The sequence below is a fragment of the Sulfurospirillum sp. E15m genome (assembly GCF_059415145.1).
On the sequence record NZ_JCAHZS010000001.1, the window covers coordinates 21,246 to 36,184 of the forward strand.

Annotated in this window: 15 protein-coding genes; 14 read left to right on the forward strand and 1 reads right to left on the reverse strand. The window is 38.4% G+C overall.

The features are described from left to right. Positions 1-8: 8 nt before the first annotated feature. The gene (locus AC5SLP_RS00125) at positions 9-875 is read right to left on the reverse strand and encodes a metal ABC transporter solute-binding protein, Zn/Mn family (protein ID WP_495253104.1); all 867 of its coding nucleotides are present in this window, start codon (positions 873-875) and stop codon (positions 9-11) included. A 125-nt stretch (positions 876-1,000) separates the two neighbouring features. Here AC5SLP_RS00125 and AC5SLP_RS00130 point away from each other — a divergent pair, with 125 nt between their 5' ends. The 14 genes from AC5SLP_RS00130 (at position 1,001) to nuoH (ending at position 14,937) form a co-directional block, all read left to right on the forward strand. Next, positions 1,001-1,372 carry a Fur family transcriptional regulator gene (locus AC5SLP_RS00130; RefSeq protein WP_495253105.1) on the forward strand — a complete coding sequence of 124 codons (372 nt, stop codon included), beginning with the start codon at positions 1,001-1,003 and terminating at the stop codon, positions 1,370-1,372. Continuing rightward, positions 1,369-1,851: a hypothetical protein gene (locus AC5SLP_RS00135; protein ID WP_495253106.1), complete on the forward strand. Its 483-nt coding sequence runs from the start codon at positions 1,369-1,371 to the stop codon at positions 1,849-1,851. Before AC5SLP_RS00130 ends, AC5SLP_RS00135 begins: the two co-directional genes overlap by 4 nt. 11 nt (positions 1,852-1,862) lie before the next feature. Beyond that, positions 1,863-2,705, forward strand: coding sequence for a deoxyribonuclease IV (gene nfo, locus AC5SLP_RS00140; RefSeq protein WP_495253107.1), 843 nt, complete (start codon positions 1,863-1,865; stop codon positions 2,703-2,705). Between the two features lie 18 nt (positions 2,706-2,723). Continuing rightward, positions 2,724-3,971, forward strand: coding sequence for an OmpP1/FadL family transporter (locus AC5SLP_RS00145; protein WP_495253108.1), 1,248 nt, complete (start codon positions 2,724-2,726; stop codon positions 3,969-3,971). A gap of 2 nt (positions 3,972-3,973) precedes the next feature. Continuing rightward, positions 3,974-5,545 (forward strand): fatty acid--CoA ligase, encoded by a 1,572-nt coding sequence (locus AC5SLP_RS00150; RefSeq protein WP_495253109.1) that lies wholly within the window; start codon positions 3,974-3,976, stop codon positions 5,543-5,545. A gap of 96 nt (positions 5,546-5,641) precedes the next feature. Next, positions 5,642-7,375 carry an ATP-binding protein gene (locus tag AC5SLP_RS00155; RefSeq protein WP_495253110.1) on the forward strand — a complete coding sequence of 578 codons (1,734 nt, stop codon included), beginning with the start codon at positions 5,642-5,644 and terminating at the stop codon, positions 7,373-7,375. An 84-nt stretch (positions 7,376-7,459) separates the two neighbouring features. Continuing rightward, on the forward strand, positions 7,460-7,858 hold the full coding sequence (locus tag AC5SLP_RS00160; protein WP_495253111.1) for an NAD(P)H-quinone oxidoreductase subunit 3: 399 nt from the start codon (positions 7,460-7,462) through the stop codon (positions 7,856-7,858). Next, on the forward strand, positions 7,840-8,349 hold the full coding sequence (locus AC5SLP_RS00165) for a NuoB/complex I 20 kDa subunit family protein (RefSeq protein ID WP_012855943.1): 510 nt from the start codon (positions 7,840-7,842) through the stop codon (positions 8,347-8,349). The genes AC5SLP_RS00160 and AC5SLP_RS00165 overlap by 19 nt, the downstream gene beginning before the upstream one ends. Continuing rightward, on the forward strand, positions 8,346-9,146 hold the full coding sequence (locus AC5SLP_RS00170) for an NADH-quinone oxidoreductase subunit C (RefSeq protein WP_495253112.1): 801 nt from the start codon (positions 8,346-8,348) through the stop codon (positions 9,144-9,146). The genes AC5SLP_RS00165 and AC5SLP_RS00170 overlap by 4 nt, the downstream gene beginning before the upstream one ends. Before the next feature lie 2 nt (positions 9,147-9,148). Further along, the gene (nuoD, locus tag AC5SLP_RS00175; RefSeq protein WP_495253113.1) at positions 9,149-10,375 is read left to right on the forward strand and encodes an NADH dehydrogenase (quinone) subunit D; all 1,227 of its coding nucleotides are present in this window, start codon (positions 9,149-9,151) and stop codon (positions 10,373-10,375) included. A 9-nt stretch (positions 10,376-10,384) separates the two neighbouring features. Further along, complete coding sequence (locus tag AC5SLP_RS00180) at positions 10,385-10,624, forward strand: NADH-ubiquinone oxidoreductase subunit E family protein (protein WP_495253114.1); 240 nt, start codon at positions 10,385-10,387, stop codon at positions 10,622-10,624. Further along, entirely contained in the window at positions 10,621-11,478 is an 858-nt protein-coding gene (locus tag AC5SLP_RS00185; RefSeq protein WP_495253115.1) for a hypothetical protein, read from the forward strand. The genes AC5SLP_RS00180 and AC5SLP_RS00185 overlap by 4 nt, the downstream gene beginning before the upstream one ends. Then, positions 11,475-13,952, forward strand: a complete 2,478-nt coding sequence (locus AC5SLP_RS00190) for an NADH-quinone oxidoreductase subunit G (RefSeq protein WP_495253116.1) — start codon at positions 11,475-11,477, stop codon at positions 13,950-13,952. Before AC5SLP_RS00185 ends, AC5SLP_RS00190 begins: the two co-directional genes overlap by 4 nt. Beyond that, on the forward strand, positions 13,945-14,937 hold the full coding sequence (gene nuoH / locus AC5SLP_RS00195) for an NADH-quinone oxidoreductase subunit NuoH (protein WP_495253117.1): 993 nt from the start codon (positions 13,945-13,947) through the stop codon (positions 14,935-14,937). Before AC5SLP_RS00190 ends, nuoH begins: the two co-directional genes overlap by 8 nt. Positions 14,938-14,939: the final 2 nt, after the last annotated feature.

Sequence of the window (14,939 nt, forward strand, 5' to 3'; positions counted from 1 at the left end):
CCATTATATCATTTTAAAACTGATTGAAATGTTTGAGCGATTAAAAGAAGATTCTCTTTCCACGCAAGAGCAAGAGGGTCAATTACCACCGTTTTTCCACCAATTTGCTTTGCAATGGTTTGAGCACTTTTTTGTGAAAATTGAGGTGCGATGAACACAACTTTAGCTCCTTCTTCTTTTGCCTCTTTGATAATCATAGCCAGTTCACTGGGTTTTGGTTCTTTCCCGCTCATTTCTATAGCAATCTGTTCTAAATCGTAACGTTTAGCAAAATACCCAAACGAAGGGTGAAAAACAATAAATTTACGATTTTGAAGTCCACTGAGAGTAGATTTAATTGTTGCATCAAGGTTGTCTAAACTCAATAGAAATGATTCATAATTTGCACTAAATTCTTTTACATGTAAAGGATAAAGTGTACTTAATGTTTCAAAAATAGTTTTAGCTTGAATTTTAACTAAGAGTGGATCAAGCCAAATGTGTGGATCAAGTCCTCCATCATCGTCATCATCGTGTGCCTGCTTATTTTCTCCTTCATGATGATGTTCTACCATGGCAATTTTCGTAATATCTTTAGAGGTATCAACGATAAGCATTTTAGGATTGATACTTTGAAATTTAGGAATCCAAGCATTTTCAAAACCATCGCCTACTCTAAAGTAAGCATCTGAATGGGCTAACTGCTTCATTTGGGAAGGTTTTGGCTCATATGTATGTGGGCTACTTCCTGGCTCGACCATAACATTAACGTTTACTAAGCCTTTAGCAATTTGCTCGACAAAATATTTTTGAGGAGCAATGCTAACTGTAACAACGGGAGTTGCACCAAAAAGCGTTACGCTCAAACCGGCAAGAAAAAGAATAAAACGATTCATAATAAATATCCTTTGCGACTAAGTTGCATAAAATTTGTGAAATCTTAATCAAATGCAACTTAGTTGTAACTTAATAAAAATTTGCTACTATTCGCAGATGTATAGATTTGAGTGTGAGGTGACGTATGAGCGAGCAAACGAAAGCATTGTGTGATGAGTACGAAATTAAATTTACCACAGCACGTGCTTCAATTTTAGATGTTTTAAAAGCAGCGAAACATCCGCTAAATTATGAGCAGATCAAAGAACAGATGAGTGTTGCCATGGACAAAGCAACGTTTTACCGCAACATTGCTAAGTTTGAAGAGTTGGGCATTGTACATAAATTTGAGTCTGATGATCGTAAATGGTATTTTGAACTCTCAACCACGACACATGCCCATTTTATTTGTGAGCAGTGCCATCAGATTATCTGTATGAATGTTGATTTAGGCAAGGTCGAAGGTGAAGTCAAAAGCATTGTCTTAAAAGGAACATGTAAGGAGTGTCACTCATGAAAAGACTTTTACATGTAAATCTTATTTTGCTATTTTTACTGAGCGGATGTGCCATTAAGAAAGAGATTACCTCTTCTGAAGCATATATTGTTACGATTAAAACACCGACGATAGCACTTTCTGATACAGGGTTTTTAAATCGTGGGAAAAACTACGCAAATGTACAAATTTTTGCAGCAGGCAATGTCCTTTTCAATCTTGAAATGATGGGGGATTATATTTGTTTGGATGGTAAATGTTTAGATAAATTGAACTTTAATCAGCAATTTTTTCATCAAGAACATTATGCAGAGCTGTTAAAGGATATTATCAATAAAGAGCCTATTTATTATGGGGAACATCTTCGCACTACCCCTTCAGGCTTTGAACAAGAATTTGACTTTCCCCAAAGCCATATTGTCTATAAAATTGAAAATGGTACACTGCTTTTTAAAGATACCAAAAACAATATTTTGATTCGATTTAAACCACTGAAATAAAGGATAACACAATGAAATATGTTGGCGCACATGTTAGCGCAAGTGGCGGTGTTTTTAATGCACCGATTAACGCAACGGCGATTGGCGCAAAAGCGTTCGCACTTTTTACAAAAAATCAACGTCAATGGGAAGGCAAAGCGCTGAGTCAAGCAGAGATTGACCGTTTTAAAGAAGAACTAGAGCGTGCAGAAATCTTACCAAAGCATGTCTTGCCACACGATAGTTATCTTATTAATTTAGGGCATCCTGAACAAGAAGCAAGGGAAAAATCCCTTCATGCTTTTATTGATGAGGTCAAACGTTGTGAAGCATTAGGGCTTGATAGGCTCAATTTTCATCCGGGCAGTCATTTGAAGCAAATAAGTGAGGATGCTTGTTTAGAACTGATTAGCGCTTCCATGAATGAAGTGTTACGAAAAACAGAAGGTGTGACATTGGTTGTAGAAAATACAGCAGGACAAGGAAGTAATCTTGGTTACAAAATGGAACATTTGCACGCCCTAATGGAAAACAGCATTGATAAAGAACGTGTCGGTGTTTGCATCGATACATGCCATCTTTTTAGCTCAGGTTATGACATTAGAACCAAAGAAGCTTATAGTCAAACGATGGCAAAATTTGATACAATCGTTGGATTTAAGTACCTTAAGGGAATGCATCTTAATGATTCTAAGCCTGATCTTGGCGCTCGTGTTGATCGACATGATTCAATTGGTAAAGGAAAATTAGGGGTAGAACCATTTGGATTCATCATGAATGATGAACGTATGAATGATATACCTTTAGTGCTTGAAACAATCGATGACACAATATGGGCACAAGAGATTAAACTCCTTTATAGTCTCATAAAATAAACATTTCAAGGAACATGTATGAAACAAACCGTACGCATCGCCACGTTACTAAGTCTTAGTGCGGCAACGCTTCTAGCCTCAGGATACCGTATCCCTGAACAATCCCTTAACTCCGTAGCGCTCAGTGCTGCTTATGTAGCGGGAGCTAACGGCGCAGACGCCAGTTATTATAACCCCGCCAATATGGCATTTATGGCACAAGGTGCATATACCGAAATGGCATTAACCTATATTAATTTACCTAAAGTTGGCTATACGGATAATTCAGGCAGTGGATTTGATGGTGATTCAAAGCAAGAAGAATTTTTAATGCCGAACTTACATTATGTTTCTCCAAGTGTTGGTAATTGGCGTTTTGGTTTATCCATTACAGCACCAGCAGGGCTTTCAAAACGTTGGGATGAAGCGTATGCTAAAACATTTGCAGAAGAATTTTCTTTAAAAGTAATCGAAGTCAATCCGACTGTTAGTTATAAAGTAAGCGATCAATTTGCTATGGCTTTTGGATTACGTGGAGTGTATACAGATGGCACAGTTAAGAGTGATGGTATTGTGACAACTACGCCAACAATTATTAATGCAAGTAGAGATTTAACAGGTGATTCAATAGATTTTGGATACAACTTAGCTTTGAGCTATAAGCCAACTAATGATTTAACTTTGGCAGCTACATATCGTTCAAAAGTAGACTTAACCGTTAAAGGAGATGCAACTTTAACAAGTACAGCTGTCTTAACAAGTACTAATTTAGGAACTTACTCAGGAGGAGCGAAAGTTAGTATTCCTTTACCTGCCTCTTTAGCTTTAGCTGCTGCATATACATTTGATAAAACAGTAGTTGAGTTTGTGTTTGAACGTACATATTGGTCTTCATATGATCAATTAGATTTTCAGTATGATGGAGCATTGTCAAATGCAATATTAACAGCTGCATTTGACAATCCAAAAAACAAAAATTGGAAAGATGCTAATGCTTATCGTATTGGTTTGTCTCACCAATGTACCGATGCTCTTAAAATGATGGTAGGTTTTGCTATTGATAAATCACCTGCTCCAGATTCGACATTAGGCTTTGAACTTCCAGATTCCGATGCGAAGCTTTATTCCATTGGTTTTGAATACAAAGTGAATGATAAAACGAGTGTTGGTCTAGCATACTTGTATGATGATAAAGAAGACAGAACTGTTAATAACGGAACAGTAAATGGAACATTTACAGACTCTTCAGCCCATTTAGTGACTGCATCTTTTAAATATAAGTTTTAACGATGCTTGAATATACGTACCAGAATTTTTACGAGGTAATAGAAGCGAACGCTAAAAAAGCTCCTAAAAAGACAGCTATTTTTATAGATGACCGCAAAGTCACGTATTTAAAATTAAAACAAAATATTGATACATTTGCGCGTTTCTTGGAATTTAGTGGTATTAAAAGCAAAGACAGAGTTGCCATGATCGTTGGCAACTCTGAAGAATTTATCGTTTCACTTTTTGCTATCACTAAAATAGGTGCGATTGCCGTTCCTCTAAATACCTTCTTAAAAAAAGAAGAATTTGAATATATTCTAAATGACTGCGGTGCTCGTATGCTTATCTCTTCAGCTGCTTATGCGAAAGAGACTCAAGGGTTACTTGATACAACGAAAGTTGAAAAAATTGTATGGACGGACAAATACGAACGCTTAGATGAGCGCAATTATAGCTTTACTGAAATTGATGCTAATTTAGAAACACATGAGCGTTTGAGCAATAAACCTTTATTGGATGATTTAGCGTGTATCGTTTATACGTCAGGCACAACAGGCAAACCTAAAGGTGCGATGCTCTCGTATCGTAATTTCTTTTCAAATGCCATTGCTGGTTCTATCTCATTTCAAATTACGGAAAAAGATCGCTTTATTGTTTTTTTACCGATGTTTCACTCTTTTACGCTTTCTATTATGGTACTCCTTCCTATGTACACGTGTTCAAGCGTTGTCATTGTACGCTCTGTTTTTCCTTTTGCCAATGTGCTTAAACAGACGTTATTAAAGCAAGTAACCATATTTTTAGGTGTCCCCACACTGTACACTGCATTGTTAAAAGCAAAAATTCCTTGGTATTTTATGTGGTTTAATAAAGTACGTATTTTTATTTCTGGTAGTGCACCACTCAGTGAGCAAGCTCTCAATGATTTTAATGCTAAATTTAAAAAAGCAAAACTGTTGGAAGGTTATGGGTTGAGTGAATGTTCCCCTGCGGTATGTGTCAATCGTCTTAACCATCAAAAACCTCTCTCTGTTGGATTACCACTTCCAAGCTATGAAATTAAAATAGTCAATGAAGAACGAATGGAAGTTAAAACGGGTGAAGTTGGCGAAATTATGATTAAGGGCGATTGTGTCATGCAAGGCTATTTGGGGCATTCTGACGCAACGGATGAAACGATTGTGAATGGATGGCTTTTAAGCGGTGATTTGGGTAAAAAAGACGAAGATGGTTTTATCTATATTGTAGATCGCAAAAAAGATTTGATTATCTCTAAAGGAATTAATATTTATCCTAGAGAAATTGAGGAAATTATCTACAAATACGAAGGGGTTGATGCTGTTGCTGTTATTGGGCTTAGAGATGAAACCAAAGATGAAGATGTTTTAGCGTTTATACAACCTAAAGAAGGTGTCACTCTTCAAGAGGTTGAATTACGTCACTATCTTAAAAATCATTTAGCAAATTTCAAGTTGCCAAAGCATATCTATTTTGTTGAAGAACTTCCCAAAAATGCTACGGGTAAAGTTTTAAAACGAGTACTAAAAGAGAAAGTTCAAGCGGGTGGAATCTTGCGCAAAAAGCAGAATTAACTTCATAACCAAAGGGTTATTTTATTATCATCTTGTCATTATACATTTCTCATGTAAGAGTCATATAATTTTTTCACATGGATAAAAGGTTCACTATTGCAGTATTTGGTTGATTTTCTAGAGAGTAAAGACGTACAGACATGCCAAATTTATGAGCATTTAAAATGCTCACTTGATGAAGTAAAGTTTCTACAAATGATGACAAAAGAGTACGTGATAGGCTCAGTAGACATCGGTATATCAGACATTCTTATCAAATTGTTTGGCGAAAAAAACTATGCACATTTACATCACCTCTCGTTAGTGAAAGATTTAATTGAACAAGGATGGATTGTTCAAAATAGTTTTTTAAATTCTAAGATAGTGGATGTCTCAAACTTAGAGCTCTTAAATAGTAGTGTTTCTCTTAGTTCAGCCTTTTTAAAGCTTTTGGAAGAGGGCACACTTGAAGTAGTGTTACCAGATGTTACGCCTTATGCTGATCATCTAGAATATTTAAAAGACCAATTTTTTCGTATTGAGCTGTATCAAAAATTTAGTCAAACCAATCATGGTGCAGCAGAAAATTCACCTAGTATGGGACGCATTAAGAACAAATTGGACCTTTTAGAAAGCAGAATATCTGAGCGTATAAAAGTAACACAAAATGAGATTGTCGTCGAGACAATTTTTAAAGAAAACGAACTCAGTGCCAAAGAGCAACTCATTTTCCTAGCCCTGCTTAAAGAAGAATATGCTGGTGAATTTGAGAGTTTACGGGATATGAATACACTCATTAGTTTGATTAGTATTGATGATTATGAGAAAATCAAAAATCGTTCTTTATTGGAAGAGGGCTCAAAACTTATTGAAAATATGATTATTGACTACGATGAGATGCTTAGTACTTTTGGTGGTGTGACGCGAAGCTTTTTTATCTCTGAAGAGATTTTACAAAAGATTATGCACCCTAATAAAGAGAAAAAAAGTAAAAAAATAAAACTTGACATGCTCATTGGTGAGCAAGAATTATTTGAGCTTATTGACCCTAAAACCAATTTGGATGATGTTGTTTTGCATCCAAAGACAAAAGAAGTTTTAGACAATCTATTAAAGCAAATTGATAAAAATGTCGTGAAGCTACTGCGTGAATGGGGTATTAAAGAGCGACGTAGCGGTATTGATGCGAAGATTATTTTATACGGACCTCCAGGAACAGGTAAAACGATGACAGCTCTATCCTTAGCCAAGTCAATGAAGAAAAGAGTGCTTAGTTTTGATTGTTCAAAAATTTTATCAAAGTATGTCGGAGAGAGTGAAAAAAATGTTCGTAATATCTTTGATACCTATAAAGAGTTGTGTAAAAAGACAAAGAGTGAGCCACTTTTGCTTTTAAACGAGGCAGACCAGTTTTTAAGCGCGCGTTCAACCGATAGTGGAGCAAGTGCCGATAAAATGCACAATCAAATGCAAAATATTTTTTTAGAGCAGATTGAACGCTTCGATGGACTACTTATTGCAACGACAAACCTTTTAGAGACGATAGATCCTGCATTCTCAAGACGTTTTGATTATAAAATCGCATTTGAAAAACCAGATTTTTCACAACGTGTTTCTTTATGGAAAAAATTACTTCCTGAAAACGCAACGTATGAAAAAGATTTAGATATTGAAAAACTAGCATTCTATCCTCTAACCGGTGGGCAAATTCGTGTTGTTCTGAAAAATGCAGCCCTTAAAGTCGCAACGAAGAGCGAGCCAATCTTTACATTTGAAGATTTTAAATTAGCAATTGATAGAGAAACAAAAGGCGCGTTTGGCGATGCAAAATCTGTCGGATTTATGCATTAAAAAAATTATATAGTAAGCCTATCTTAGAGTTTTCTCAAAAACTTTGAGATAGATTTGTCTTGAAAAAATATCGAAGGATTTCGTATGACCCCTTTGTCACATATGGATTTTGCACATCCATACTTTGGATCTTTTTTTCTTGTCGTATTTGGTGCAGTCGTTTTTTACGGTATTACGGTATTAGCGCGCTCTATTAGCCGTAATATGGCACGACTCGATACGGAAAAATTAAAGCTAACCATTTATGAATGTGGACCAGAAGTCACCAAACAACCCAATAAAATTTCTGCGCATTTTTATCTTTTTGCCGTTTTATTTATTTTGTTTGACGTGGAAGTTATTTTTATGTTCCCATGGGCGGTGAATTTTAAGGTTCTTGGAATGTTTGGTTTTGTTGAGATGATTTTATTTGTGATCGTTTTGGCTATCGGGTTTGTATATGCATGGAGAAAAGGAGCACTTGAATGGCACAGCATAAAATAAATTACCTTCAAGAAGCGGGACTTCCTGTTGCACTGACAACGGTGGATAAATTGGTGCAATGGGGGCGCAGTAACTCTCTTTGGCCACTTACTTATGGATTGGCCTGTTGTGCGATTGAGATGATGGCAACGGGTGCAAGTCGTTATGACTTTGACCGTTTTGGAACGATTTTTAGAGCCAGCCCCAGACAAGCGGATGTTATTGTCATCGCAGGGACTCTCACGAAAAAACATGCCCCTTTTATGCGCCGTTTGTATGACCAGATGCCTGATCCAAAATGGGTCATTAGTATGGGAAGCTGTGCCAATACGGGTGGTATGTTTAATACCTATGCAACGGTTCAAGGTGCTGATAGAATCGTACCGGTGGATATTTATCTTCCCGGTTGTGCCCCACGCCCTGAAACACTCCAATACGCATTGATGCTTTTGCAAAAGAAAATTAGAACAGAAAAAGCATCACGAAAACTAGCACCTAAAAGGTTGGTATGATGAGACCTTATAGCGAAAAACAAAACGTACAAAAAAAACCCTATTACAGCGACCGCTACTACGTTGCACCACTCATTCAAAAAGAGCCTGTTGAAAGCGATGATATTTTTGCGAGTGACATGATGACACTTAAGGCAAAATTTGAGATTCAAGACGCTTATATCCAACGAGGTCAATTGGTCGTTTATATTCATCCAAACGATAACGTAGAAGTCTTACGCTGTTTAAGAGATGAACTTGGTTACAATTTTTTATCAGAGCACAGTGCCATTGACTGGTTGGCAAAACGTGGTGAGTTTGAGATTTTTTACCAAATGCTTTCAACGTCTAAGCGTAAGCGTTTACGCATCAAGTGTTTTCTAAAAGAAAAAGAGACGCTTAAAAGTGTTACCAGCCTCTATAAAAGCGCTGATTGGGCTGAACGCGAGATGTACGATATGTTTGGTGTGATTATTAGTGGACATCCTTACATGAAGCGTCTTTTAATGCCAGATGATTGGTATGACCATCCACTGCGAAAAACCTATCCATTGCATGGAGATGAAGCTGCACGTTGGTATGAAATTGACAAAATCTTTGGTAAAGAGTACCGTGATATCATCGGACCTGAAGAGCGTGATGGTGCACGTGTTGATGAAAGTGACACGTACCGTTTTGCGCGTCTTGAGCATGAAGTTCCTTTTGGTGCAGAACCTAGCAAAGAAAAAACGATCACAGATTATCAAGAAGAAGGTGGCGTTTTCATTGTCAAAAAATTGAAAAAAGCAGATGCTAAAATCTTGAAAGAGAGACCATAACCATGCAAAAAGTGAATCGACTTAAACCATTTTTTGAAAACGTGGTCTTTGAACGCGAAGACAATCATATGATTGTGAATTTTGGGCCTCAACACCCAAGTTCACACGGCCAATTGCGTTTGATTTTAGAGCTAGATGGTGAAAAAGTTGTTAAATCAACACCTGATATCGGGTATCTTCACCGCGGTATGGAAAAGATGGCAGAAAATATGATTTACAATGAGTTTTTGCCAACCACCGATAGGATGGATTATATCGCGGCAAGTGCTAATAATTATGGCTTTGCACTGGCTGTTGAAAAACTCATTGGTCTTGAAGTACCTCGTCGTGCGAAAGTTATTCGTATGCTCCTCCTAGAACTTAACCGAATCTCTTCACATCTTTTTTGGCTTGCAACGCACGCTTTGGATGTGGGGGCAATGACTATTTTTCTTTATGCGTTTCGAGAAAGAGAGTACACGCTTGATTTGATTGAAGATTATTGTGGTGCGCGTTTGACCCATTCTTCTGTAAGAATTGGTGGTGTGCCTCTTGATTTGCCAAAAGGATGGTTAGACAATCTTAATAAATTTATCAACCATCTTCCCCTTGATATTGGTGATTACGAAGGATTGTTGGATCAAAACAGAATTTGGAAAATGCGTTTGGAAGATGTCGGTGTCGTAACGCCTGAGCAAGCGCAAAGCTGGGGATGCAGCGGTCCGATGCTAAGAGGCAGTGGTATCGCATGGGATATTCGTAAAGAAGAGCCGTACGAACTGTATGATGAAGTCGAATTTGATGTTCCGGTGAGTACAACATGTGATAGTTACGGAAGGTATAAATTGCATATGGAAGAGATGCGTCAAAGCATTCGCATTTTAAAACAACTGATTCCAATGTATGATGACACAACGCCAGAACTTATGGCACATGCACCGCATTATATCTCTGCACCTAAAGAGCAGATTATGACACAAAACTACTCTTTAATGCAGCATTTTGTTTTGGTAACGCAAGGTATGCGTCCTCCTGTTGGAGAAGTGTATGTCGCGACGGAATCTCCTAAGGGGGAACTTGGTTTTTATATTAACTCGCAAGGTGATCCGTACCCGTATCGATTAAAACTCCGAACCCCTAGTTTCTTTCATACCGCTTTCTTGCAAGAGCTGTTAGTGGGTGAATATTTAGCCGACGTTGTAGCGATTATTGGTAATGCTAACATCGTCTTTGGCGAAATTGATAGATAGGAGAAATCAATGCAACGTTATGATTTACGCCACTTGAAAGATGATTTTTACGGACGCATGCTTGAAATTATTGATGAGACCAGTGAGGGCGAAGTGTCTATTTTTATGTTTGAAATCGGTGATTTTTCTTCTGTGCAAAAAAGTGCCGATGTGATTAAAGAAGCTGGATGGACGTTGATGAACTCATTAAAATTTAATGAGGCAGACTGGACGATTGTCGTCAAGAAAGTCAAAGGTGAAGAACTGTGAGCCAAAAAGAGAAATTTATTCATGCATTAGGACAAACCCATAAAGAACATTTTGCGATGACATGTAAAGGGGCTGATGTTATTCTTGCCATCGGTACATTACCTTCGCGCAATGATGTTGCGCTTGCTCAGGAGATTGAAGCATGTGTGGATTTAGGATCAAAATTGATCTATCTTTTTACGATGGAAGATCCAAAATTAAGTTCCAAAAGTGCATTTTTTAGCCGTTACGAAGTTGGCTCAGAAGAGGGTGTTTTTGCTCTTTTGGCCAAAAGTTTTTTATTACATGTAAAACTTCCAGAACCGCTTAAAACCTATTTTGAAGAGCTTGATGAAGGCTATGTCAGTGCTGAAAGTAATATTGGAGAGGAAGAAATTGAGGAGATTGAAGCGATTTGCTCAAACGCAACCAAAATTCTTTTAGTTTTAGGCGAAGATTTGATGTCTCATCCTTGTGCTATACAGATTGCTAATTTTGCAGGACTGATTGCCAACCACGCGAGCAATGTTTCACTTTATGTGGTAGGCGCACGCCAAGACGATTTGCGTACAGCAACTCCTAATGAAATGATGCATGAAATTGACAATATTCCAAGTTTTGATGGTGTTGTGGTTTATCAATGCCCAGTGGTTCAAGATACCGAAGCGCAATTATTGATGGGTTCGCCTCAATTTCAAATGGCGGCTCGCGTTCAAAATAATGAGACAATCAACGTAACCATTAACCAAGAGGTCTATCCCCGTACGTTTGTGCGTGATGATAGCTTAAAAGGCGTCATTGCTTTAATGCCTTGTGACAAAGCAAGTGCCGTCTATCCTTATCATGTAGCAAAAATAGTGAAGGCAGAGCAATGAGCGATGTAGTTATTACGATTGATGGAAAACAATGTGTTGCTAAAGAGGGAGAATATGTTTTGGGTGTTGCCCGCAAAAATGGTATTTTTATACCAGCATTGTGTTATGTAACAAACTGTTCACCAACCTTAGCATGTCGTTTATGCTTAGTCGATATTGATGGTAAACGCGCTTACAGCTGTAATGCACGTGCAAAAGAGGGCATGAATGTTATCACCAAAAGCGAAGAAATCGAAAAAGAACGTCGCGCAATTATGGAGATTTATGACATTAATCATCCATTGGAGTGCGGAGTATGCGATCAAAGCGGTGAATGTGAATTGCAAAATTATACATTAGAAATGGGTGTAGATAGCCAACACCATTGTATCGCAGATACGCATCGACCAACGAAAAACTGGGGCAAAATTCATTACGATGCCTCTTTGTGTATCGTCTGTGAGCGTTGTGTAACCGTTTGTAAAGACATGATCGGCGAATCTGCGCTTAAAACGGTTCCTCGTGGTGGTATGGAACTGGATAAGGCATGGAAAGATAAAACGGAAAAAGATGCTTATGCCATGTGGAATAAGCTTCAAAAATCTATTATTGGTGTGGCGAGTGGCGCTGAGAGCTTAGACTGTACACAGTGCGGTGAATGTACGGCAGTTTGTCCTGTGGGCGCATTGGTCGGCAGTGATTTTCAGTACACGTCAAACGCATGGGAACTGAAAAAAATTCCAGCTTCTAACCCACACAGCAGCGACTGTTCCTTGATGTATTATGATGTCAAGCATACAAGCATCGCAAATCCTGAACCCAAAATCTATCGTGTCAATAGCGACCACAATTATGCACCTCTGCATGCAGCGGCTCGCTACGGATTTGATTTCCAAAATGATGTTGCAGGCAAAGACGAAGCCGCTTTTGCCAAAGCCGTTGAGCTTCTAAAAACGAAAGTCGATACCATTACTTTTGACAGCTATATTACGAACGAAGAAGCGTTGATTTTACAAAAACTCAAAGAAAAATTTGGCTATCGATTGATCAATGCTGATGCGAAAGCCTATCAACAGTTTTTAAAAGCTTATGCCAGTACGGCAGGGACATCGCTGTATAGTGGAGATTTAAATACGATTCGTGAGAGTAATTTTGTCGTGAGTTTTGGAACAGCAATCAAAACCGATAGCCCAAATGCGGGGTACGCAATGAACAACGCCATAGGCATGAATAAAGGTGCGGGTCTTTATTTTCATCCGATTGCCGATCCGATTGTTGAAGCGTATTCAAAAAATTTATTGAGCATTCATCATAAAGTAGGAAGTGAAGAAGCCATTGCGTATTTACTGCTTGACCTCTTTGGCGATAAAGAGCAGATGCCAAAAAGCGTTGTTGAATATCTTGCAAGCTTTCATACGGTGGAGAAAAAAACCATTCAAGAGAGCATCAAGGAAGATGTGAAAGAGATGGTCAAAGATGAAGAGAGCGGCGAAGAAAAAGAAGTTGTCACATCCATCACAAAGCTAGTGGATAAAGAGATAGAGATTGATACAAATGCCCTTGTTGATATGATTGGCGCTGAAGCAGATGTGATTGAAAAAATTACTAAACTCTTAGATAAAAAAGATAGCTTTAGCCTTATCGCAGGGGAAGACCTTTATATGCATCCAAGGGCTGAAAATATTGCAAAGCTTTTGGGCTTGATTGAGCGTTTCACACCGTTTGATTTGGTGATTATCCCTTCACGAACCAATACGTTGGGTGTTGCATTGATTTGTGAATTAGACGACACTAAAGGTAATTTTACATTAGGATACAATGCAAAAGGCGACTTCACATTAAGTGCACTGGGTAAAGGCGATTTAGCAATGCCTGCACTCAATCAGCAAGAAGGAACGTTTACGTCAATGAACAAACGCGTTGTTCCTACCAATGTGGCTGTTGGTTTTAAAGGGTACTGCCTTAATGATCTTGCAAATGCGTTAGGGCTTGAAGCAGAATGGACGATTGATTATACCTCTGCACTTCCGACGCACAAAGGCTTTACGTCTGAAAAATTTGACGCTTTGCCGAATCGTTATGAAAATGACGGCACCGAAAACAGAGGCTATTCCCTTGTGACACAAACCAGTGAGTATAGCGATGAAGTAGAGCCATTGGAACCTTTTACATGTAAAGATACTTTGATGGTGTACCGTGCCAACCCTGTACATCAATTCAGTGCGTTCACCAACAAAGCGCATCAACTAAATGAAGCGGGTGCACTTTACGCTTCTGCACAGTTTTTGGAAAGTCAAAATCTTAAAGATGGCGACATGGTAAGCTTAAGTAATGAAGCAGGTGCAAAATTGGCCATTGCCATTAAAGAAGACCAACATCTAGGTGGTATGATTCCTTATCTGCCAACGTTTGATACAAAAATTGATACTGCACCGTTTTTTGAAAATGGCTACCGATTCGCTCAGGTTGTATTAAAAGGAGTCAGTCATGAATGAAACAGCTGTGATTATTGAAACAATCGTTAAAGCAGTTATTGTCCTAGCTGTGACTGCAGGTATGGGTGCATTTGCAACCTTTATTGAGCGAAAAGTTTTAGCGTTTATGCAACGTCGTCTTGGACCAATGCATGTGGGACCTTATGGGTTATTGCAATTAGCAGCGGATGGTATTAAGCTTTTTACAAAAGAAGACATTATCCCGCAAAATGCAGTGAAGCCTATTTTTATGATAGCACCAGTAATTGCTGCAACTACAGCGTTTGTTGCGATGGCGGCGGTACCCTATTTCCCTGAATTTACACTCTTTGGGTATAAAATCCATCCCATCGTTTCAGATATTAACGTAGCACTTTTGTATGTCATGGGTGTAGCGTCTGTTGGGATTTATGGACCACTGCTTGCGGGTATGAGTAGTTCTAATAAATGGTCCCTCTTAGGTGCGGCACGTGCGGTAGTGCAGATGCTCTCTTTTGAAGTGGTTACAGGTCTTTCGGTATTGGCTCCTATTATGATGATAGGGTCTTTATCTTTAATTGATATTAACGATTTTCAAGGTGAGGGGGTTACCCATTGGTTGATTTGGAAACAACCCCTAGCATTTATTTTATTTGCGATGGCTGGCTTTATGGAAACCAACCGTGCGCCGTTTGATACCATTGAATTTGAAGCAGAAGTCGTTGCCGGATATGCCACAGAGTATTCAGGCATGCGTTGGGGACTCTTTTTTGTTGGTGAATATGCCAATATGATTACGATTTCTGTTTTGGTAAGCATTATCTTTCTTGGTGGCTACAACCCTATTTGGTTTATACCCGGTGCTTTGGTCATGCTCTTAAAAGTTTCATTTTGGGTTTTTCTTTTCTTATGGGTCAGAGCTGCTTGGCCACACATTAGACCGGATCAGTTGATGTGGGTTTGCTGGAAAGTGTTAATGCCTCTAGCGGTTATTAACATTTTAATTACCGGCTTTGCGTTAATTTAGGG